The sequence below is a fragment of the Allobosea robiniae genome, from assembly GCF_900102525.1.
In the GTDB taxonomy this organism is placed as follows: Bacteria; Pseudomonadota; Alphaproteobacteria; order Rhizobiales; family Beijerinckiaceae; genus Allobosea; species Allobosea robiniae.
The window spans coordinates 199,333-220,141 of the sequence record NZ_FNBZ01000009.1 but is presented as its reverse complement, the minus strand read 5'-3'; the positions used below and the strand labels follow the sequence as shown (position 1 = coordinate 220,141).

Below are 20,809 nucleotides of genomic sequence, written 5' to 3'. Positions count from 1 at the left end.
TGCAAGGAAACGCGCCGAAATGCCCGATAAGACCGATCAGGACAGGCCGACGGATGCGCCGGAAGCCAAGATACTGTCCCCCGCCGCGCAGCGTGCTCTGGCGGAAGCGGCCGCGCGCCGCGCTGCAATCGATACCCATGCTGCCGAGATCGCCAGGCAACGCGAGGTCAACGGCCGCGGCGGGCTGGAGCCGGTGCGTTACGACGACTGGGAAGTGAAGGGCATCGCCAGCGATTTCTGATGGACGGGGCTGCTATGGCCCCGAAACATTGCCAATCCGCGGCTCTGCGTCCAAACAGGCGCCGGATAGCAGCGGATGTGCCTCATGGATAGCAACGACAAGCGCCTCGCGGCCCTGCGCCGCCTTCTTGCCGAGGCGCATGACAAGCTCGGCCTGAAGCTCGGTTTCCGGCTCTGGGACGGGAGCATGGTTCCAGCTTCCTGGCCGGCGGACGGACTCGCAATCGCTATCGCCGACCCCGGCGTTCTGGCCGCGCTGATCCGCAAGCCCAAGCTCGATACCCTGCTCAACCTGCATATCGCCGACCGGCTCTCGATCGTGAACGGCTCGCTCTTCGATCTCGCCGCGGCGCGGCCGGAAGGGAAGGTCGGCAAACTCGCGCGCAACATCCCGAAGAGCGCGGTCTTCGATGTCATCAGGCGCTTCATCTTCGCGCCGGGCACGGCCGAGGCCGCTGTCAGCCATCCCAAGGGCGACGAGATCGCGCGGGACGGCGCGCCGGCCACCAACAAGGCCAACATCGCCTACCATTACGACGTCTCGAACGATTTCTACCGGCTCTTCCTCGACGAGGAGATGGTCTACACCTGCGCCTATTTCAGCGAGGATCACGGCGATCTCGAGCGCGCCCAGCGCGACAAGCTCGACATGATCTGCCGGAAGCTGCGCCTGCAGCCCGGCGACCGCTTCCTCGATATCGGCTGCGGCTGGGGCGCGCTGGTCTGTCACGCCGCCCGCTATTACGGGGTCGAGGCTCATGGCGTGACGCTGGCGGAGGAGCAGCTCGCGCTGGCGCGCGAGAAGGTCGAGAGGCTCGGGCTTCAGGGCAAGGTCACGCTCCACCTCAAGGATTTCACCGAGATGGAGGGGGAGTTCGACAAGATCTCCTCGATCGGCATGTTCGAGCATGTCGGCATCCGCAACCATCCGTCCTATTTCCAGGCGGTGAACCGGCTGCTCAGGCCGCGCGGGCTCTATCTGCATCACTGCATCTCGCGCCGCGCCAAGAAGACCGAGAAGGCCTTCAACAAGATGCCGGCCGAGTATCGCGCGCTGGTGCGCTACATCTTTCCCGGCGGCGAGCTCGACCATCTGGGCATGTCGATCGCCAATCTCGAGCGCCACGGCTTCGAGGTCCATGACGTCGAGGGCTGGCGCGAGCATTACCAGCGTACGACGCGGCTGTGGTGGGAAAGGCTCGACGCCAACAAGGACAAGGCCGAGGCTGAGGTCGGCCCGGAGCGGACGCGGATGTGGCTGCTCTATCTCGCCGGCTGTTCGCTGGCCTTCGAGCGCGGCGGGGCGCTGGTCAACCAGACGCTGGTTTCGAAGCGGCGCAAGGGGCCGTCCGGCCTGCCGCTGACGCGCGCAGACCTCTATCGCGCCTGAACGGCACTTCGGCCGGCTCGATGCCGGCCTCCCGTCTTCTCCGATGTCGGGAAGGTCGCCCGGCGCGCGGCCGGGCCGAGGTCTTACTTCTTGACGAAGAGGTCGAGCTTTCCGTGATGCTCGGCCAGCAGGTAATAGAAGGTCAGGCGGGACTTGGTCTTGTCGGCCTTCATGTGCTCGCAGATCGCCTTGACGGAGCCGTCGAGATCGCCGGACTTCAGGCCGAGCTTCTTCTTCAGGAAGTTTTCGCGGACGCGATCGAGTTCGGCCGGATCGGAGCAGGCGACGTAGCGGGTATCGGGTTTGCTCATCACCAGTGCATAGGATTTCGACATGCCGGCGAAGGCCGCTTCGTTGAGCGCCTTCTTGGCAAACTTCTTCACGTCGGCGAGATGGTCCATCTGGTAGCCCCTTCCTGGCCCGTACGGGAGTACGGGTGGTTACGTGTCGCGGGCGGAGGTTAACGCGGTTCTTTGCGGGGGGCGAGGGGGCAAAGGATGAGATTTCGAGATTTCGGAACGGCCCGGGCCAGCCTTTGGTCGAAGGCCGGGATTGCGTGGCGCGGATGACGGGGCCAACGCCAGCATGGGTTGAGCCGGCGCCGATCCGGTGCTGCGATGCAGCATCCCCCGGAGCATGATGATGAAGCCGACGATCCTGATGATGCCGCGTCTCGCCGCCGAAGCGATCGCCCGCCTGAAGCAGAGCTACACCGTGATCGGGCCGGTTGATGGCGACGCCGCGGCCGCGATCCCGGCGGAGGCGAGGGACGCGCGCGTGCTGGTGACCTATGGCGGGCGCCGGACCGGCGCCGAACTGATGGACGCCTTGCCGAAGCTCGAGCTGATCGCCTGCTATGGCTCCGGCGTCGAGGGGGTCGATGCCGCCGCGGCCAAGGCGCGCGGCATCAGGCTCTGCAATGCCGCCGACGCCAATGCGCGCAGCGTCGCCGAATTCGCGATGGGCCTGATGCTCTGCGCCATGCGCGGCATCGGGCAGGGGGAGCGCTTCCTGCGCGACGGCCTCTGGGGCAAACCGGGGCGCGATCCGGTCGCCAACACGCCGGACCTCGCCGGCCGCAAGATCGGCATTTATGGGCTCGGCGCCATCGGCAGCCGGATCGCGAGCCGCGCCGCAGCCTTCGAGATGGAGGTGGGCTATCACAGCCGCTCGCCCAAGCCGGACCTGCCTTACCGCTTCCATGACAGCCTGCCCGGCCTTGCCGCATGGGCCGACGTGCTCGTAGTCGCTGTCCGGGCCAGTGCCGAAACCCGCAACGCCATCGACGATGCCGTGCTGAACGCGCTTGGGCCCGCGGGTTATGTCGTCAATATCGCGCGCGGCCTCGTCATCGATGAGGACGCGCTCTGCGCAGCGCTTGAACAGAAGCGGATCGCCGGCGCGGCGCTCGACGTCTTCGCTGCGGAGCCGCATGTGCCGGAGCGGCTCCGTGCGCTCGACAATGTCGTGCTGACGCCGCATATCGCGGCGAGTTCGCAGGATGCCAAGAAAGAGCAGTTGCGGATGCTGCTCGGCAATCTGGAGGCGTTCTTCGCGGGACGGCCGATCCTTTCGCCGGTCACCCTCTGAAGGATCAGGGCAGGACGACGACCGGCGTTCCCATCTGGACACGTGCGTAAAGGTCGATCACGTCCTGGTTGTGCATGCGGAAGCAGCCATAGGATGCGGCCTTGCCGACGGTGTTCGGCATGTTGGTGCCGTGGATCGCGTATTGCCCGCCGGGACCGAGGCCGATGACGCGCGCGCCCATCGGGTTGCGCGGCGAGCCGCCGGGAATGACGTCGGGCAGGCGGGGATTGTCGCGCTTGACCTCGGCCGGCGGCGCCCAGGCCGGATCGACCTGCAGTTCCTCGACATATTTGACGCCGCGCCACTGCTTGCCGGCCTTGCCGACGGCGATGGTGTAGCGGATCGCCTCGCCGGGCGAGACGACGTAGTAGAGCTTCCGCTCGCCGGTGCGGATCACGATGGTGCCGGGGTCGAAGCGCCCGTCGCGCATTCCGACGACCTCGCGGGCCTGCGCAGGCAGCGCAGCCGCAATGGCGGCCGACAGGGCAAGGGTCGCGACAGCGATATGCCGGAACATGTCTGGAACTCCCTGGAAACTGCGGGAGTTGTGCCGCCGCAGCCGTGAAGCGCGGGTTGAGCGATATAGTGAAGCGATGATTCAGGATGAATCACCGGTGAATCAGCTCTTTAGGCCGCCGGCCGAGCCCGGTGCTGCTGCGGCAGCAGGAAGGGCAGGCCGGGCGCGGGCGCGCGGCTCAGCGTCAGGTCGACCTTGAAGACCTGGCGCAGCAGCGCGTCGTCCAGCGTCCTAGCCGGCGGGCCCTGCGCGATGATCCGGCCCTGATCCATCACGACGAGATGGTCGGCATAGGTCACGGCGAGATTGAGGTCGTGCAGCACGATCAGGACCGCAACGCCGCGGGCTGCGATGGCGCGGGCCATGTCGAGCAAAGCGAGCTGGTGGCAAAGATCGAGGCTGGCGATCGGCTCGTCGAGGAACAGCACCTGCCGCTGCGCGACGCTGCGGCCGGCTTCGAGCTGGCAGAGCACGCGGGCGAACTGCACGCGCTGCTGCTCGCCGCCGGAGAGCGTCTGATAACGCCGCCCGGCGAGATCGATCACGCCGGCGGCAGTGAGGCTCTCGGCGACGATCGCCTCGCGCCGCTGGCGGGTCAGGGCCCGGCCGATGCCGTCGACGCCGAGGCTCGCGACCTCGTAGACGCTGAAGGGGAAGGCGAGGCGGGCATGCTGGGCCATCACGGAACGCAGGCAGGCGAGACGCCAGGCCGGCACCGCCGCGAGCGGTTCGTCGGCGATGCGGATATCGCCGCCGGCCGGCTTGAGCTCGCCGGTCAGCAGCTTGAGCAGGGTCGATTTGCCGGCGCCGTTGGGGCCGATCAGGATGGTCGTTGTGCCCCCGGTGAGCTCGAGGCTGGCATCGCTGACGAGCTTGCGCCCGCTGGCGAGGAAGCTGACGCCATGGCCGGAGAGGATCGGGTTCGCGTCAGACATCGATCAGGCTCGTGCGGCGGAGCAGCAGCCAGAGGAAGAAGGGCGCGCCGATCGTGGCGGTGACGATGCCGATCGGCAGTTCGGCGGGGACGACGATCAGGCGCGCGACGATATCGGCGCCGACCAGCAGCATCGCACCGCCCAAGGCCGAGAGCGGCAGCAGCAGGCGATGGTCCGGGCCGACGCAGAGCCGGATCAGATGCGGCACGACGATGCCGACAAAGCCGATCAGGCCGGCCGTGGCGACGCTGGCGCCGACGGCGAGCGCGACCAGCAGGATCGCCAGCGCCTTGATGCGCTGGACGGGGATGCCGAGATGGTAGGCCTCGGCCTCGCCGAGCATCAGCCCGTTCAGGCCGCGCGCCAGCAGCGGCATCAGGAGAAGCAGCGGCAGGATGATCGGCGCGACCACCGTCAGCTTCGTCCAGCTCGCGCCGCCGAGGCTGCCGAGCGACCAGAAGGTCAGGTCGCGCAATTGCCGGTCGTCCGACATGAAGGCGAGCAGGCCGGTCAGCGCGCCCGCGAGCGCACCGAGCGCGACGCCGGCCAGCAGCATCGTGGCGACCGAGGTGCGACCGCCGCGGGTGGCGATGAGATAGAGCGCCAGCGTCGAGATCAGGCCGCCGCAGAAGGCGCCGGCCGGCAGGGCGGCGAAGGGCAGCTTCATCATCGTGCCGGCGAGCAAGCGGTCGCCCAGCACGATGGTGGTGGCTGCCGCCAGTGCCGCACCGCTGGAGACGCCGACGAGGCCGGGATCGGCAAGCGGGTTGCGGAACAGCCCCTGCATCAGGGCGCCGGAGACGGCGAGGCCGGCGCCGACGAGCAGGCCGAGAAGCACGCGCGGCAGGCGGATATTGAGGACGACGAGGACATCGCGGCCCTCGAGCAAGGTGGTGTCCCCGGAAAGCCGCGCCATCAAAATCTCGGCGACGCGGCCTGGCGCGATCGAGATCGCCCCCTGGCCGATGGCGACGACGGTCAGGAGCAGGCAGGCGAGGCCAAGACCCGCAACCGCGAGCAGGCCGGTGCGGCGCCGGCCGGCGATCAGCGTCGTCAGGGGCGATGAAGCCATGGTCGGGGAGGGTGCCGCGAGGGTCACGGGGCGGCGGCGGTCTTGAGCGGCGGAATAGCGGCTTCCGGGTAGATCGCGGCCATCAGGTCGCGCGCCGCCATCGGCGTGCGCGGCCCGAAGCCGAGCAGATAGAGCCCGTCCATATGGACCAGCCGCTTGCCGGTCGCTGCCGGGGTCTGGGAGAAGGCGGGCATCGTGAAGAGCTCGTCGGGCGTGGTGTTATGAGCGCTGCTGTTGCGCATCATCAGCACCATGTCCGGCGCGGCGGCGGCGATCGCCTCGTCCGTCATCGGCTTGTAGCCCTCGATCGCATCGGCGACGTTGATGCCGCCGGCGAGCGTGATGATGCCATCGGCCGAGCTGTTGCGGCCGCCGACCATGGCGCGGCCGTTCTGGAGCGAGAGCAGGAAGAGGACCCGCTTCTTCTTGGCGATGCCGGAGCGCAGCGTAGCGAGCTCGTCGAAGCGCGCCTTGGTCTGTGCTGCCAGGCGCTCGGCCGGGGCGGCTGCGCCGATCGCGGCGCCGATCGCGGCGATCTTGCTGGTGACCCCGTCCGGAGTGAGTCCGTCATGGATGCGGGCGATCTTCACGCCGGATTCGGTCAGCAGCGAGACGGCATCGGGAGGGCCTGCGCCATCGATCGCCATGATCAGGGAAGGCTTCAGCGAAAGCACGCCCTCGGCCGAGAGCGCGCGGACATAGCCGACATTCGCCTTCTGCTTCAGCGCCTCCGCCGGGAACTGGCTGGTCGAATCGACACCGACGATGCGGTCCTGCAGGCCGAGCGCATAGATCACCTCGGTGATGACGCCGCCGGCGACGACGATGCGATCCGGCGTCTGGGCAAGCGCCGCGCCCGGCAAGGCGGCGGGGAGTGCGAGCCCACCGAGGCCGAGCGCGCTCAAGGCGAGTGCTGCGGTCATCTCGCGACGGTTCGGCTGCCGCAGGCCGCCATGGGCTTTGGTGATGCGCGAGCCAGACATATCGCAACTCCGTTCGGGCCCAGACGGTGGATTCTACCGACGCGGGCGCCAGGCAAGAAGGTTGTAGCCAGTTTAAAATCATTCAATACAAAGTAGATCCTGTTTTTAATTATTCAAAACAAGATCTTCTTTGCGGTATTATTGACGCTGATATGAGGCTTTACTACAAGGGGTCAAGGGCAACGCCGATGCGCGGCCGGCTTCGTCGGGCGATCTCGCCGGATAGTCGCCTGCCGGCCATGTGCATTTCCGGGTCGAGCCCTCCTTCCGGAGGCGCTTGAACGGATGGCGGTTGCCCTGCCGCGATCGCGGCATCGTTCGTTTCCGCCGGCTCCGGCGCGTCAGATGCAGGGTTTACCGATGTTCATCGCCATGAATCGCTTCAAGGTCGTCAAGGGCGAGGAGGCCGCCTTCGAGACGGTCTGGTCCTCGCGCAAGACCCGGCTCGACGAGATGCCGGGCTTCCTCTCCTTCCATCTGCTGAAGGGACCGGAGAAGGAAGATCACACGCTCTATTCCTCGCATACGAGCTGGGCCTCGAAGGAGGATTTCACGGCCTGGACCAAGTCCGAGCAGTTCCGCGAATCGCATCGCAATGCCGGCCAGCCGCGCCCGAAGCCGATGTATCTCGGCCATCCCGAATTCGAGGGCTTCGAAACCGTGCTGAGCGAGAGCAACCCGCGCCTGCCCCGCCAGGCGGCCGAGTGAGGCTGACCCGATGACGACCGCCGACACCGTCGCGCAGGACCCGATGGAGCACGCGCGCGCCCTGCTCGCGGCCAAGCCGGACGGCCTGATCGAGGCCGTGGCGCGCGAGGCCAAGGTCTCGACGCGCGCGGTCCTCGAACTCCTGCCCGCCGGGCAGCGTCAGCTCGTGGCACCCGAGCGCTTCGAGGACGTCTGGAAGGAGCTGGCGAGCTGGGGGACGGTGCTCTTCCTGATGCACACGCCCGACATCGTGCTGGAATGCGAGGGCTCGCTGCCGGTCGGCAGCTTCGGCCATGGCTACTACAACATCCATGGCGACAGCCCGATCGGCGGGCATATCAAGGCCGAGAACTGCCGGGCGATCTATCTGGTCGACCGCTCCACCGCGCAGGGCCGGCGCGCCTGCTCGGTGCAGTTCTTCAACGGTTCCGGCGAGGTGATGTTCAAGGTCTTCGTGCGGCGCGATGCCGCGCGGGAACTGCTGGCGGACCAGCTGGCGCGGTTCGAGGCGCTCAAGACAAAATTCGCCTGAGCCGCGAAAAAAACGCCATGGTGCGGTTTATGCTTCGCGCGGTACAAGCTGCGCGAAGCGGCATCAGTGACGGACATGAGCGAAATTAACCAATCGTTAACCATGTTGACGCAGCCTTCGCGGCAGAAGGCCCGTCGGGCATGACCGCATCGCGCGACCGCGAGCTCTCGGGCGACGCGGCGGCCACGCCCGACGAAAGGCTGTCCGACGGTTCGACGATGGGGGGCGATATGGCCGCGCATGTCACCATGGATCGAGCCCATCTGCCGCATGGCCGCCCCGAGCTGAGCATTGCGGCCGGGCGGAGGTTCGTGGCGAGGCGGGTTCCGGCTCTGCGGTCGAATCTGGGTTCGGCGCTCCTGCTCGGCCTGCGCTTCATTCAGGCCCGGCTGATCTCGGTCTGGGGCCTGATCATTGCGGCCGCCCTGTGCCCGCCTTTCGTCTTCGCCGCCTTCGCCGTCTTTTCATCGGCTGCGAACTTTATCTCGATCGCCTCGCTCCTGCGATTGGAGGCGGTGTTTTTCCGGAGCAGCGATCGCTTCCGGCTTGGCCTTGCCTTCCGGCTTGCCGCTGCCGTCGGGGTGGCCTTCCTGGCGATCACCACCCTGGTCCTGATCGGGCTCGCCGCGACTGGCTGGGTCGCGCCTGCCGTCGCCTTCTTCTTCCTGGTTTCGCTGGCGGCGCGTTCGGTCCTGCGTTTGCTCTGGTCCGAGGCGACGGCGGAGGGGGATTTCCGCGCCATCGGCAACAGCAATGTCGTGCAGGCGGTGGTCCAGCCGGCGATCATGCTGATCCTGATCGCGATCTTCGGGCCGAAGGCGCTGACCCTGTTCATGGCCGATGCGCTCGGGCATGTGCTGGCGGCGGCCTATCTTCTGCGGCGCCGACGGGATTCGGTCGCGGAGCTTGTCCAGCCGGGTCTGTGGTCATGGCGCAGCCTCGCCGAGGCAGCCATCCGCTGGCGGGATGCGCCGCGCGCGCTGCTGCCGTCGGCGCTGCTGGCCTATGGCTTCGCGATCGCGCCGCTGATGGCGCTGCCCTATGCCAGCAACACCGTGCTGGCCGCGCAGATCGCCCTGTCGATGCGGCTTCTGGACATGCCCACCCAGATGTTCGGCACCGTGTCGATCCCGCTCGTGCTGAACCGCCTGCGCGCCCATGCCGGCCCGCGGCGGCGTTTCTGGGCACGCATCATGGCGCTCGGCCTGATCGTCGGCGCGACGGTCCTGTTCGGCGTCATCGCCTTGGTCTCGCTCGTGGCGGATCATTGGCTGGACGGGACGCAGTGGCAGAATCTCGGTGAGGTCATCGCATTGCTGGCGGCGTTCTATATCGGCATTGCCGTGCTCGGGCCGCTGCAGGAAGTGGCGACGCTTTCGCGCCAGCCATTCTGGCAGGTTGTGATCAACGGCGTCGCGCTGATCGCTATCGTGGCGGCGATGGCGTGGTTCCGCGCATTGTCGCCGGAGCTGCTGTTGACGATCGGCGCCATCTCGATCCTGCGGACGCTGACGCATACCGTCTTCATCTGGCTGCATCTCGACGATTCCGCCGAAGCGCCGACCGATGGCCTCGCCGCTTCGGGGGCTGCCCGCTGAAGGTTATTCTCTGCGGATCAACTTGTCGGCGACCAGCGAGGAGAGAAGACCCGGCTTGAACTCGCGCTCCAGCCGCTCCGGGTCGTAGATCGTGGCGACCCAGTCCAGGAAGGCGATGCCCTTCGCCTCACCCTCGCGGCGATAAGCCTCGAAGAAGGCATCGAGGATGCCGGTCTTGGCGAAGCGGAAATGGCCGTAGCGCAGCGAGAGCTGGCGCATCGCCTCGTCGAGCGGGCGCCCTTCATGGATCAGCAGGTAGAGCGCCGAGAAGAAGCCGGCCCGGTCGGCGCCTGATTTGCAATGCACCAGTGCCGGCTCGTTGAGACTCTCGAAGAAGGCCTTGGCACCGAGAATGGTCTCGCGCTCCGGGGCGCCACGCGAGCGCAGCACGAAATCGACCAGCTTGATGCCGTGGCGCTCGCACGCCTCCTTCTGGAGCGGCCAGGAGCCGTGCTCACGCCCGCCGCGCAGGTTGACGATGGTCCTGACGCCCTTGCGCGCGAAGGCGGCGATCTGGCCGGGCGCGGGCTGGGCCGCGCGCCAGAGCCGCGGCGTGACCCGGTGCGCATTGAGATAGGCGAGCCGGAAGATGCCGTGGTCGACCAGCAGCATGTTGGCCCAGGCGCGCAGGCGCTGGCCGCGGCCCTCGATCGGCCGGTCCCAGCGGGCGATGCGGGCCATGCGGCGGGCATAGCGCTCTTCGTCGGGGCGCAGGCGGCTCAGCACGGCCTGATCTCGGGGCTGTTCATGAGGCGCCGGATAGCAGCGCGGGCGCGCCTGCGCAAATCATCAGGCAATGAGCGATCACGGAAGGGCTTGGCGTTTTCGCCGCGAACTTGCATAAGGCCCGGCAAAATTCCCAAGCGAAAATTTCCAAGCGACAGGTTCCAGCATGCGCATCGACGCCATCTCCATCGGCAAGAACCCGCCCGAAGAAGTCAATGTCCTGATCGAAGTGGCGATCGGGGGCGAGCCGATCAAGTACGAGATGGACAAGGAAGCCGGCACGCTCTTCGTCGACCGCTTCCTCTACACGCCGATGCGCTATCCCGGGAACTACGGCTTCATCCCGCATACGCTCTCGGAAGATGGCGACCCCTGCGACGTGCTCGTCGCCAATACGCGCCCGCTGGTGCCGGGCTCGTATATCGCGGTGCGGCCGATCGGCGTGATGCTGATGGAGGACGAGGCCGGCGGCGACGAGAAGATCATCGCCGTGCCCGTGCCGAAGCTGACCAAGCGCTACGAGAACGTGCACAACTACACCGACCTGCCGCAGATCACGCTCGACCAGATCCAGCACTTCTTCGAGCACTACAAGGATCTCGAGCCCGGAAAATGGGTCAAGCTCAAGGGCTGGGGCGATGCCGCCATGGCCAAGAAGCTGATCACCGAGGCGATCGATCGGGCGAAGGCCGCGAAGGGCTGAGTCCGCTCGTCCAGACGCTTTGAAAGGGCCGCGCTCAGCGCGGCCTTTTTTATTTCAGGCCGCGATCGCGTCCGCCAGCGCGACCGTGCGGCGCGCCATCTCGGCATGCAGCAGTTCGACCATGCGGCCGTCGAGCTGGATCGCGCCCTTGCCCGCGTTCTCCGGCAGGTCGAAAGCGGCAATGACCGCCCGGGCCTTTGTCAGTTCGGCCTCGTCAGGCGCAAAGACCGCGTTGGCGACCGCGACCTGCGAGGGGTGGATCAGCGTCCTGCCGTCGAAGCCGAGATCGCGGCCCTGCTCGCATTCGGCCAGGAAACCGGCCTCGTCCTTGATGTCGTTATAGACGCCGTCGAGGATGTCGATGCCATGGGCGCGGGCGGCCAGCAGCGCGCTCGTCAGCCAGGGCAGCATCGGGGGGCGGCCGGGCACGAAGCGGGCGCGCGTCTCCTTGGCGAGGTCGTTGGTGCCCATGACGAAGCAGGAAAGCCGCGTCACGGGATCGCGGGCGGCACGGGCGATGCGCTCGACATCGAGAATGGCGAGCGGGGTCTCGATCATCGCCCAGATCGCGATGGCAGGGTCCGCCCAGAGGCCGTTCAGCAGGCCGCCGACCTCGTGCAGGGTTTCCGGCGCCGAAACCTTCGGGATCAGGATCGCCTGCGGCTTCGCCTCCGTGGCGGCGGCGAGATCCTCAGTGAACCACGGCGTGCCGGTGCCGTTGACGCGGATCACCAGCTCCCGCCGGCCATAGCCGCCGGCCTTCACGGCGGCGCAGACCTGTTCTCGCGCTGTCGCCTTGGCGTCGGGAGCGACGGCGTCCTCGAGGTCGAGGATCAGGACGTCGGCCGCGATCTCGCGGGCCTTTTCGAGCGCGCGGGCGTTGGAACCCGGCATGTAGAGGGCGCTGCGGCGGGGGCGTATCGTGCTCATCGTCTCTCCTGACACGGGCCGGCTTGTGCTGCGCTGCACAGTAGAGCAACGCAGATGCAATGCCAGCGCTGCGAAAGGCGGAGGAAACGAGATGGCGTGGCTTGCCGGCGTCGATGGCTGTAAGGGCGGCTGGATCGCGGCGATCACGTCCAGCGAAGGGCGGGGTGCGCCGGTGATCCGTGTTGTGCCTCACTTCACTGATCTCTTCACGAGCGAGGTCGTGCCCGATCTGGTTGCGGTCGACATGCCGATCGGCCTCCCCGACCGGGTGAAGGGCTCCGGGCGCGGACCCGAGCAGGCGGTGCGCGCGCTGCTGGGCGACAGGCAATCCTCGGTGTTTTCGATCCCGGCGCGTCGGGCGGTCGAGGCAACTGATTATTGGGAGGCCTGTGCGCTGGCACTCGCGGCCTCCGATCCGCCGCGCAAGGTCTCGAAGCAGGGCTTTCACCTGTTCCCGAAGATCCGCGAAATCGATGGCCTGCTGCGTTCCGAGTCCGGATTGCGGGAGCGGGTCTATGAGGTTCATCCCGAGCTCGCCTTCCGCACGATGCGAGGCGCACCGCTGGTCCATCCCAAGAAGATCAAGGGCGTGGTCAATCCGGAGGGCATGGCCGAGCGGTGCAGCCTGCTGATGGCGGCCGGCATTCCGGCCGAGACTGCGAACTCCCGTCCGCCGCGCGGGGCTGCAGCCGACGATCTGCTCGATGCGCTGGCGGCGCTGGTCGTCGCCCGGCACATTGCCGCCGGGCGCGGGCGGCCCTTTCCCGATCCGCCGGGACGCGATAGCCACGGTCTTCCGATTGCGATCTGGACGTTTCGTCCAGCCTCCGAGCCTCGTCAGGATATCGTCATGAGCGCACGCCCCGTCACCCGTCCGATGATTGAGGAAGCAGCGGCGCGCATCGCCGGCCATGCCCGGATCACGCCCGTGATGCGATTGGGCACAGGGGCTTTCGGCTCCGTGGCGGATGTCTCGCTCAAGCTCGAATGCCTGCAGCACGCCGGCTCGTTCAAGACGCGCGGCGCCTTCAACAACCTGCTCTCGCTGCCGGTGCCGGCCGCCGGTGTTTCGGCTGCGTCGGGCGGCAATCATGGCGCCGCGGTAGCCTATGCCGCGATGAAGCGCCGGGTGAAGGCGACGATCTTCGTTCCGGAAATCTCGCCCGCCGCCAAGATCGAGGCGATCAAGCGCTTCGGCGCCGATGTCGTGGTCGGCGGTGCCCAGTATGACGACGCACAGGCGGCCTGCGACCGGTTCGTCGGCGAGACCGGAGCGCTCAAGATCCATCCCTTCGCTGCGGCGGAGACCATCACCGGCCAGGGCACGCTCGGCCGCGAATGGGACAGCCAAGAGCCCGATCTCGACACCGTGCTCGTCGCGGTCGGCGGCGGCGGGCTGATCTCGGGCATCGCGAGCTGGTTCACTGGGAGCAAGGTCAAGGTCGTCGGCGTGGAGCCGGAAGGCTCGCGTGCTTTGCAGGCGGCGTTCGATGCGAAGGGCCCGGTCGAGGTCAAGGTCGCCTCGGTGGCGGCGGATTCGCTGGGCGCCCGCAATGTCGGTCAGCTCGTCTATGACGTGACCCGGGACAGCGTCGATCACGTCGCTCTGGTGCCGGATGCGGCGATCACCGAGGCGCAAGGCGTGCTCTGGCGCGATTTCCGCCTTGCGGTCGAGCCCGGCGGGGCGGCGGCGCTGGGTGCTCTGCTCTGCGGGGCCTACAAGCCTGCGCAGGGCGAGCGGCTCGGCGTGCTCGTCTGCGGTGCCAATGTCGACCTGGCGAAGCTGGCTACGATCGTCGGCTGACGTTCGGCCTTTCGTCGGGGCTGGACGATCGCCTTCGTTGCAACGCACACTCGTCCGCGATCAGGAGGCGATGCATGCCCGGCTCGACGCCAAAGACCAGTTCCGGCCGTTTCTTCGAGGATTTCCACCTCGGCGACAGCATCGTCCATGCCACGCCGCGCACGGTGCGGGCCGGCGACGCGGCGCTCTATTCGGCGCTCTACGGCTCGCGCTTCGCGGTGCAGTCCTCGGACGCCTTCGCTGGCGCGATCGGCTATCCGACGGCGCCGATCGACGACCTGCTCGTCTTCCACATCGTCTTCGGCAAGACGGTGCCGGATGTCTCGCTCAATGCGGTCGCCAATCTCGGCTATGCCGATGGACGCTTCCTGAGGCCGGTCTATCCCGGCGACACGCTCTCGACGACCTCTGAGGTGATCGGGCTGAAGCAGACCTCCGCCGGGGATGCCGGCATCGTCTATGTCCGCTCGATCGGCCGCAACCAGCGCAATGAGATCGTGCTGAGCTATGCGCGCTGGGTGCTGGTGCGCAAGCGCGAGCCGGGCACGCTCGCTCATGCCGAGCAGGTGCCGGAGCTGGCCAAGGCCGTGCTGCCGGAGCAACTCGGCGAGGGTTGCCCCCGGATCGAGCTCGCTGCTTACGACGATGCGCTCGCCGGCTCGCGCTTCCGCTGGGGCGATTATGCCGTCGGCGAACGGATCGACCATGTCGATGGCATGACCGTCGAGGAGGCCGAGCATCAGCTTGCGACGCGGCTCTACCAGAATACGGCACGGGTGCATTTCGATGCCCACGCGGCGCAGGGGACCCGCTTCGGCAAGCGCCTGATCTATGGCGGCCATGTCATCAGCCTGGCGCGGGCGCTGTCCTTCAACGGGCTCGGCAACGCCTTCCATATCGCGGCGATCAATGGCGGGCGCCATGTCGCGCCGCTCTTCGCCGGCGACACGGTCTATGCCTGGAGCGAGGTCCTGGGCAGCGCCGAGATTCCGGGGCGCGGCGATGTCGGGGCGCTCCGGCTTCGGCTGGTCGCGACCAAGAACCGCGCTTGCGCGGATTTCCCGCTGAAGGCCGGAGATCAGTATGATCCGAGCGTGATTCTCGATTTGGACTATTGGGCGCTGCTGCCGCGGTAAGCTTTTCGTAAGAAAATGACGATTTTCAGAATCTGTAACTTCGTTATGCGCATGCCGCATTGCAGCGCCGGGACGGTTTCGTTAGACAACCAGTCACTCTAGAATGATCCCAAATGGGTCCGTCCCTATCGACGGACCGCTTGATCGGAGAACGATATTGGCCGAGGTCAAGCCCGCAGCCCGCCCGCTTTCGCCCCACCTGCAGATCTATCGCTGGTCCTGGACGATGGCGATGTCCATCGCCCACCGCGTCACCGGCACGGGGCTTTATCTCGGCACGGTGCTGATCGCCGCCTGGCTGGTCGCCGCCGCGTCCGGCCCCGCCGCCTTCGACATGGCGCAGGGGATCGCCGGTTCCTTCCTCGGCCGGGTCGTGCTCTTCCTCTACAGCTTCTCGCTGATCCACCACATGGTGGGGGGTCTCCGTCACTTCGTCTGGGACATGGGCAAGGGCTACGAGCCCGAGACCCGGATGAACATGGCGAAGTTCTCGCTGGTCGCCTCGGTGAGCCTGACGGTCCTGATCTGGATCGTCGCCCTGGTCCTGCGCTGAGGAGCCCCGCCATGCTGTCCAATTCCTCGATGCGCACCCCGCTCGGCCGCGTCCGCGGCCTCGGCTCCGCCAAGTCCGGCACCGGCCATTTCTGGCTGCAGCGCGTCACCGCCGTCTCGAACCTGATTTTGACGGTGATCTTCATCGGCGTCGTCATCGCGCTGGTCGGCCGGCCCTATCCGGCGGCGATCGCGCTTCTGTCGAACCCCTGCGTCGCGATCCTGATGCTGCTCTTCATCCTCTCGGCCTGCATCCATATGCGGATCGGCATGCAGGTCGTCATCGAGGATTATATCCATGGCGAGGGGGCCAAGGTCCTCGCCGTCATGGCCAACACCTTCTTCGCCATCGCCGTCGGCGCCGCCAGCGTCTACGCGGTGCTGAAGCTGTCTTTTGGAGGCTGATCCGATGGCGATCACAAAATCCCGTCCGGTCCCGGCCTATACCGGCACCGCCTATCCGATCACCGACCACACCTTCGACGTCGTCGTCGTCGGTGCCGGCGGCGCGGGTCTGCGCGCCACGGTCGGCTGCTCGCAGGCGGGCCTGCGCACCGCCTGCATCTCGAAGGTGTTCCCGACCCGCTCGCACACCGTTGCGGCCCAGGGCGGCGTCGCCGCCTCGCTCGGCAACATGGGCAAGGACACCTGGCAGTGGCACATGTACGACACCGTGAAGGGGTCGGACTGGCTCGGCGACCAGGACGCCATCGAATATCTCGTGCGCAACGCGCCGGCCGCCGTCTACGAGCTCGAGCACTGGGGCGTGCCCTTCTCGCGCACCGAGGACGGCAAGATCTATCAGCGCCCCTTCGGCGGCATGACCACCGAATTCGGCGAGGGCCCGCCGGCCCAGCGCACCTGCGCCGCGGCCGATCGCACCGGCCACGCCATGCTGCACACGCTCTACGGCCAGGCGCTGCGCTACAATACCGAGTTCTTCATCGAGTATTTCGCCATCGACCTGATCATGGACGAGGACGGCCATTGCCGCGGCGTGATCGCGCTCAAGCTCGATGACGGCACGCTGCACCGCTTCCGCGCCCAGCAGACGATCTTAGCGACCGGTGGCTATGGCCGCGCCTATTTCTCGGCGACCTCGGCCCATACCTGCACCGGCGACGGCGGCGGCATGGTGCTGCGCGCCGGCCTGCCGATGCAGGACATGGAGTTCGTGCAGTTCCACCCGACCGGCATCTACGGCTCGGGCTGCCTGATCACCGAAGGCGCACGCGGCGAGGGCGGCTACCTCACCAATTCCGAGGGCGAGCGCTTCATGGAGCGCTATGCCCCCTCCGCCAAGGACCTCGCCTCGCGCGACGTCGTCTCACGCTCGATGACGATGGAAATCCGGGCCGGCCGCGGCGTCGGCAAGGACAAGGACCACATCTACCTGCATCTCGACCATCTCGACCCGAAGATCCTGCACGAGCGCCTGCCCGGCATCTCGGAGAGCGCCAAGATCTTCGCCGGCGTCGACGTGACGCGCGAGCCGATCCCGGTCCTGCCGACCGTGCACTACAACATGGGCGGCATCCCCACAAACTTCCACGGCGAGGTTCTGACCAAGGTCGGCGGCGATCCGGATACGGTGGTGCCCGGCCTGATGGCGATCGGCGAGGCGGCCTGCGTCTCCGTCCACGGCGCCAACCGCCTCGGCTCGAACTCGCTGATCGACCTCGTGGTCTTCGGCCGCGCGGCCGGCCTGCGCTGCGCCGAGACGGTGACGGCGGGCGAGAAGCAGCCTGAGCTGCCGAAGGGGTCTTCCGATCTCGCGCTCACACGCCTCGACAAGTACCGCAACGCTTCGGGCGGCACGCCGACCGCGGCGCTGCGCGACCGGATGCAGCGGACGATGCAGAACAACTGCGCCGTCTATCGCGAGGGCGACACGCTGGAAGAAGGCCACAAGCTGATCCACGAGGTCTGGAACGGCATCACCGATATCGGCACCACGGACCGCTCGCTGATCTGGAATTCCGACCTGATCGAGACCCTGGAATTCGACAACCTGATCACCCAGGCGGTCGTGACCATGGATTCGGCGCTGAACCGCCCGGAAAGCCGCGGCGCCCATGCCCGCGAGGATTATCCGAATCGCGACGACAAGGACTGGATGAAGCACACGCTCGCCTGGATCGACGACGAGAAGCGGACGATCACGCTCGATGACCGGCCGGTGCACACTTACACGATGTCCAACGACATCGAGTACATCAAGCCCAAGGCGCGGGTGTACTGAGGAACTCCGATGGCTGAATTCACTCTTCCGAAGAACTCCCGCCTCATCGAGGGCAAGGCCTGGCCAAAGCCGACCGGGGCCAAGAAACTGACCGAGTTCAAGGTCTATCGCTGGAGCCCGGACGACACCGAGAATCCGCGCACCGACACCTATTATGTCGACCGCGACGATTGCGGGCCGATGGTTCTCGATGCGCTGATCTGGATCAAGAACAAGGTCGACCCGACGCTGACCTTCCGCCGCTCCTGCCGCGAGGGCATCTGCGGTTCCTGCGCCATGAACATGGACGGCAAGAACGGGCTCGCCTGCACCACCGGCATCGACGAGTGCGGGGCCAAGGGCAAGGTCGCGATCTATCCGCTGCCGCACATGCCCGTGGTCAAGGACTTGGTGCCCGACCTGACGCGCTTCTATGCCCAGCACGCCTCGATCGAGCCCTGGCTGAAGACGACGACGCCGGCCCCCGAGAAGGAATGGCGCCAGGCCAAGGACGACCGCGAGAAGCTCGACGGTCTCTACGAGTGCATCCTCTGTGCCTGCTGCTCGACCTCCTGCCCGAGCTACTGGTGGAACGGCGACCGCTATCTCGGTCCCGCCGCGCTGCTGCAGGCCTATCGCTGGCTGATCGATAGCCGCGACGAGGCGACCGGCGAGCGGCTCGACGATCTGGAAGATCCCTTCCGGCTCTATCGCTGCCATACCATCATGAACTGCGCGAATGCCTGCCCGAAGGGCCTGAACCCGGCCAAGGCGATCGCGGAAGTCAAGAAGATGATGGTGGCGCGTCAGGTCTGAGCCGGCACGAACGCTACTGGCGCGGCCGTCTGACGCGACGGCCTGCGCTTCCGGTGCTCACGTACTGATGTACGCTCCGCTCCGGTTCTCGGCCGCCACGCCAGCCGACTCACGCCAGCGCATTCGCGCTCGGCTCAGCCAGCGTGTCATCCCGTGCGCGCTGCGGCGCAGACACGGGATCGTTCTCCGATAAGGGCGCGTTCTCGTGAGGGAGCGCGCTTTTTCGTTAAAGGGTGCCTTTTCCTGAAGACGGTCCCGCATCTGCGCAGCAGCACTGCGTGCCGCAGCGCGTGCGGGAAGACACCCGTTATCAGCGGATATAGCGCCCCGGCCGGAACGGTGTCGGGTCGATCGGCGGCTTCTCGCCGCAGACCATGGCGGCGATCATCTCGCCGGTGATCGGGCCGGTCGAGAAGCCGATATGCTGGTTGCCGAAGGCGAGCCAGAGCCCGGGATTGCGGGGCGCCTCGCCGATCATCGGCAGGGAATCCGGCAGGGTCGGACGGGCGCCGCGCCAGGTTTCGCCGACGACCTCGCCGAGCGGGAAGGCTTCACGCGCCGCTGCCGTCGCGCCGTCGATCTGGCGGTGCTGGTCCGGTGCGTCGCGGAAGGAGAGATCGACACCGCTGGTGACGCGAAAACCCTGCTCCATCGGCGCCATGTAATAGGCGCCGTCGACATCGTAGATCGGTCGCGACAGGCCGGTGCCGGCGTCCGGCTTGAGATGGCGGTGATAGCCGCGTTCGACATCGAGCTTCGGATCGATCCCGAGCGGCTTCAGCAGGTCGCCGCTCCAGGGGCCGAGGGCGACGACCGCGATATCGGCGTCGAAGCTGCCTGACGCGGTGCTGGCACGCCAGCCCTTGCCGTTGCGGGCGAGCCCGGTGATCGCGGCCTGTTCGATCCGGCCGCCACGCTCGGCGAAGAGCGCCGCATAGGCCTCGGTGACGGCGCCGGGGGAATCGACCGAGCCGACGCAGGGGATCAGGAGCCCGGCCGGGAAAATCGGGTTTAGGCTGGGCTCGATGCCGGAAATGCCTTGCCGGTCGAGGATCTGCGATTCGATGCCGTGGCTTTTCAGGAAATCATGCTCGGCCCGGGCGGCCTCATGGCCGGCCTCGGTGCGCCAGAGCTTGAGCGTGCCGGTCTCGCGCAGGCGGTGCGACACGCCGGCCTCGGTCATCAGGGCGCGGTGGCGCTCGACCGTGCTCGCCGTCAGCGCCTGCAAGGCGGCGATGCGAGCTGCCCCCTGCGAGGGGCGGGCCTCCCAGAGGAAGCGCAGCAGCCAGCCCGGCCGGCTGAAGGCGCGGCGCCAACTCAAATTAAGCGCCGGATGGCGGTTGCCGAGATAGCCGGCGATCTTGGCGTAGAGCGAGGGGTTGTTGAGTGGAGCGATCGAGGAGGCCGCGAGCACGCCGGCATTGCCGTAGGAGGTTTCCCGGCCGGGCGGCTTGCGGTCGATCAGCGTCACCGTGATACCGCGCTTCTGGAGCGCGAGCGCGCAGGAGACGCCGACCATGCCGGCGCCGAGAACGAGAGCTTTGCGGGTCAAGGCGATGTCGTTCCGGCTGCCGCCGGCTCCTTCAGCCAATGGTCGAGGAAGGCGTCGAGCCAGAGCCGGATCGCCGGATCGTGCTGGAACCAGCCGGGCACATGGGTATGGCCGAGCTGTGCGCCGGGCATCAGCGTGCGCTCATAGCCGCGCACCGACCAGCGATACATCATCGCCGGCGTCACCTCGGGGTGGAACTGGAGGCCGTAGGCCTTGCTGCCGGCGCGGATGGCCTGCACGGGGAAATCCCCACCGGTGGCGAGGCATTCCGCCCCGTTCGGGCAGTCGAAGCCGTCGCGATGCCATTGATAGACCGTGCCGGGCCATGTGAAACCGGCCGCCGCAGCATGGCTGTGGCCGTTTTCGGTGATCGCGAGCGGATAATAGCCGACCTCGGCGCGGCCTTCGCCATGGGTATAGACCCGCGCGCCCATATGCTTCGCCAGCATCTGCGCACCCAGGCAGATGCCGAGGAAGGCGGCGTCCTCCTTCAGGCAGGTGCCGATCCAGTCGATCTCGGCCTTGACGAAATCCTCGGGATCGTTGGCGCCCATTGGGCCGCCGAAGATCACGGCGCCGGCATGCTCGCGCATCGTCCGCGGCAGGGGATCGCCGAAGCGCGGCTTGCGGATGTCGAGCGCGTGGCCGCGCGCCTGCAGCAGGCGGCCCACGCGGCCGGGCGTCGAGTGCTCCTGATGCAGCACGACCAGCACCGGCTTCGGTGCGGGCCTCGGCCTGCGGGCGGTGAGGGGGGAGCGGGTGCGGCGAGCCGGACGCAAGGGGAAGGCGTGGTCGTTCATCACG

Annotated in this window: 22 protein-coding genes; 13 read left to right on the top strand and 9 right to left on the bottom strand. The window is 67.3% G+C overall.

Translation table 11 applies throughout. The annotated features are described in order from the left end of the window. Positions 1–19: 19 nt before the first annotated feature. On the top strand, positions 20–241 hold the full coding sequence (locus BLQ70_RS23215) for a DUF1674 domain-containing protein (protein ID WP_091861947.1): 222 nt from the start codon (positions 20–22) through the stop codon (positions 239–241). An 84-nt stretch (positions 242–325) separates the two neighbouring features. Next, positions 326–1,630: a class I SAM-dependent methyltransferase gene (locus tag BLQ70_RS23210; RefSeq protein ID WP_091861944.1), complete on the top strand. Its 1,305-nt coding sequence runs from the start codon at positions 326–328 to the stop codon at positions 1,628–1,630. 83 nt (positions 1,631–1,713) lie between these two features. Here BLQ70_RS23210 and BLQ70_RS23205 read toward each other — a convergent pair whose 3' ends face one another. Then, complete coding sequence (locus BLQ70_RS23205) at positions 1,714–2,031, bottom strand: DUF2853 family protein (RefSeq protein ID WP_061965698.1); 318 nt, start codon at positions 2,029–2,031, stop codon at positions 1,714–1,716. Positions 2,032–2,272: 241 nt separating this feature from the next. On the opposite strand from BLQ70_RS23205, the gene BLQ70_RS23200 reads away from it, so the two are divergent. Next, the gene (locus BLQ70_RS23200; RefSeq protein ID WP_091862052.1) at positions 2,273–3,220 is read left to right on the top strand and encodes a 2-hydroxyacid dehydrogenase; all 948 of its coding nucleotides are present in this window, start codon (positions 2,273–2,275) and stop codon (positions 3,218–3,220) included. 4 nt (positions 3,221–3,224) lie between these two features. Here BLQ70_RS23200 and BLQ70_RS23195 read toward each other — a convergent pair whose 3' ends face one another. From BLQ70_RS23195 to BLQ70_RS23180, 4 genes are all read right to left on the bottom strand, one after another. Continuing rightward, positions 3,225–3,737: a L,D-transpeptidase gene (locus tag BLQ70_RS23195; protein WP_091861941.1), complete on the bottom strand. Its 513-nt coding sequence runs from the start codon at positions 3,735–3,737 to the stop codon at positions 3,225–3,227. Between the two features lie 110 nt (positions 3,738–3,847). Then, positions 3,848–4,672: a heme ABC transporter ATP-binding protein gene (locus BLQ70_RS23190; protein ID WP_091861938.1), complete on the bottom strand. Its 825-nt coding sequence runs from the start codon at positions 4,670–4,672 to the stop codon at positions 3,848–3,850. Beyond that, a complete protein-coding gene (locus BLQ70_RS23185) occupies positions 4,665–5,744 on the bottom strand; it encodes a FecCD family ABC transporter permease (RefSeq protein ID WP_091862049.1) in 1,080 nt (359 codons plus the stop codon). The genes BLQ70_RS23190 and BLQ70_RS23185 overlap by 8 nt, the downstream gene beginning before the upstream one ends. A gap of 23 nt (positions 5,745–5,767) precedes the next feature. Next, positions 5,768–6,727: a heme/hemin ABC transporter substrate-binding protein gene (locus BLQ70_RS23180; RefSeq protein ID WP_244512131.1), complete on the bottom strand. Its 960-nt coding sequence runs from the start codon at positions 6,725–6,727 to the stop codon at positions 5,768–5,770. 360 nt (positions 6,728–7,087) lie between these two features. Between BLQ70_RS23180 and hmuQ the strand changes: the two genes are divergently transcribed. The 3 genes from hmuQ (at position 7,088) to BLQ70_RS23165 (ending at position 9,565) form a co-directional block, all read left to right on the top strand. Further along, complete coding sequence (gene hmuQ, locus BLQ70_RS23175) at positions 7,088–7,435, top strand: heme-degrading protein HmuQ (RefSeq protein WP_091861934.1); 348 nt, start codon at positions 7,088–7,090, stop codon at positions 7,433–7,435. A gap of 10 nt (positions 7,436–7,445) precedes the next feature. Then, positions 7,446–7,967, top strand: coding sequence for a heme utilization cystosolic carrier protein HutX (gene hutX / locus BLQ70_RS23170; protein ID WP_091861931.1), 522 nt, complete (start codon positions 7,446–7,448; stop codon positions 7,965–7,967). A 140-nt stretch (positions 7,968–8,107) separates the two neighbouring features. Further along, positions 8,108–9,565 carry a hypothetical protein gene (locus tag BLQ70_RS23165; protein ID WP_091861927.1) on the top strand — a complete coding sequence of 486 codons (1,458 nt, stop codon included), beginning with the start codon at positions 8,108–8,110 and terminating at the stop codon, positions 9,563–9,565. Positions 9,566–9,568: 3 nt separating this feature from the next. Here BLQ70_RS23165 and BLQ70_RS23160 read toward each other — a convergent pair whose 3' ends face one another. Further along, positions 9,569–10,291, bottom strand: a complete 723-nt coding sequence (locus BLQ70_RS23160; RefSeq protein ID WP_244512130.1) for a fused DSP-PTPase phosphatase/NAD kinase-like protein — start codon at positions 10,289–10,291, stop codon at positions 9,569–9,571. Positions 10,292–10,457: 166 nt separating this feature from the next. Here BLQ70_RS23160 and ppa point away from each other — a divergent pair, with 166 nt between their 5' ends. After that, a complete protein-coding gene (gene ppa, locus BLQ70_RS23155; RefSeq protein ID WP_061965715.1) occupies positions 10,458–10,994 on the top strand; it encodes an inorganic diphosphatase in 537 nt (178 codons plus the stop codon). A gap of 54 nt (positions 10,995–11,048) precedes the next feature. Here ppa and BLQ70_RS23150 read toward each other — a convergent pair whose 3' ends face one another. Continuing rightward, positions 11,049–11,924 carry an HpcH/HpaI aldolase/citrate lyase family protein gene (locus tag BLQ70_RS23150; protein ID WP_091861924.1) on the bottom strand — a complete coding sequence of 292 codons (876 nt, stop codon included), beginning with the start codon at positions 11,922–11,924 and terminating at the stop codon, positions 11,049–11,051. A gap of 91 nt (positions 11,925–12,015) precedes the next feature. On the opposite strand from BLQ70_RS23150, the gene BLQ70_RS26205 reads away from it, so the two are divergent. The 6 genes from BLQ70_RS26205 to BLQ70_RS23120 all read left to right on the top strand — a co-directional run bounded on the left by BLQ70_RS26205 (position 12,016) and on the right by BLQ70_RS23120 (position 18,453). Then, on the top strand, positions 12,016–13,728 hold the full coding sequence (locus tag BLQ70_RS26205) for a serine/threonine dehydratase (protein ID WP_091861921.1): 1,713 nt from the start codon (positions 12,016–12,018) through the stop codon (positions 13,726–13,728). A gap of 74 nt (positions 13,729–13,802) precedes the next feature. Next, entirely contained in the window at positions 13,803–14,864 is a 1,062-nt protein-coding gene (locus tag BLQ70_RS23140) for a MaoC family dehydratase (RefSeq protein WP_091861916.1), read from the top strand. Between the two features lie 154 nt (positions 14,865–15,018). Further along, positions 15,019–15,417: a succinate dehydrogenase, cytochrome b556 subunit gene (gene sdhC / locus BLQ70_RS23135; RefSeq protein WP_244512133.1), complete on the top strand. Its 399-nt coding sequence runs from the start codon at positions 15,019–15,021 to the stop codon at positions 15,415–15,417. Between the two features lie 11 nt (positions 15,418–15,428). Then, positions 15,429–15,821, top strand: a complete 393-nt coding sequence (gene sdhD, locus BLQ70_RS23130) for a succinate dehydrogenase, hydrophobic membrane anchor protein (RefSeq protein WP_061965723.1) — start codon at positions 15,429–15,431, stop codon at positions 15,819–15,821. Between the two features lie 4 nt (positions 15,822–15,825). Then, on the top strand, positions 15,826–17,658 hold the full coding sequence (gene sdhA, locus BLQ70_RS23125; RefSeq protein ID WP_091861908.1) for a succinate dehydrogenase flavoprotein subunit: 1,833 nt from the start codon (positions 15,826–15,828) through the stop codon (positions 17,656–17,658). Between the two features lie 9 nt (positions 17,659–17,667). Further along, positions 17,668–18,453 carry a succinate dehydrogenase iron-sulfur subunit gene (locus BLQ70_RS23120; RefSeq protein ID WP_091861905.1) on the top strand — a complete coding sequence of 262 codons (786 nt, stop codon included), beginning with the start codon at positions 17,668–17,670 and terminating at the stop codon, positions 18,451–18,453. Between the two features lie 310 nt (positions 18,454–18,763). Here the strand turns inward: BLQ70_RS23120 and BLQ70_RS23115 are convergent, their stop codons facing one another. Both BLQ70_RS23115 and BLQ70_RS23110 read right to left on the bottom strand, forming a co-directional pair. Continuing rightward, positions 18,764–20,005 carry an NAD(P)/FAD-dependent oxidoreductase gene (locus BLQ70_RS23115; RefSeq protein WP_244512129.1) on the bottom strand — a complete coding sequence of 414 codons (1,242 nt, stop codon included), beginning with the start codon at positions 20,003–20,005 and terminating at the stop codon, positions 18,764–18,766. Beyond that, the gene (locus BLQ70_RS23110) at positions 20,002–20,805 is read right to left on the bottom strand and encodes a glutamine amidotransferase (protein ID WP_082617262.1); all 804 of its coding nucleotides are present in this window, start codon (positions 20,803–20,805) and stop codon (positions 20,002–20,004) included. The genes BLQ70_RS23115 and BLQ70_RS23110 overlap by 4 nt, the downstream gene beginning before the upstream one ends. Between the last annotated feature and the right edge of the window lie 4 nt (positions 20,806–20,809).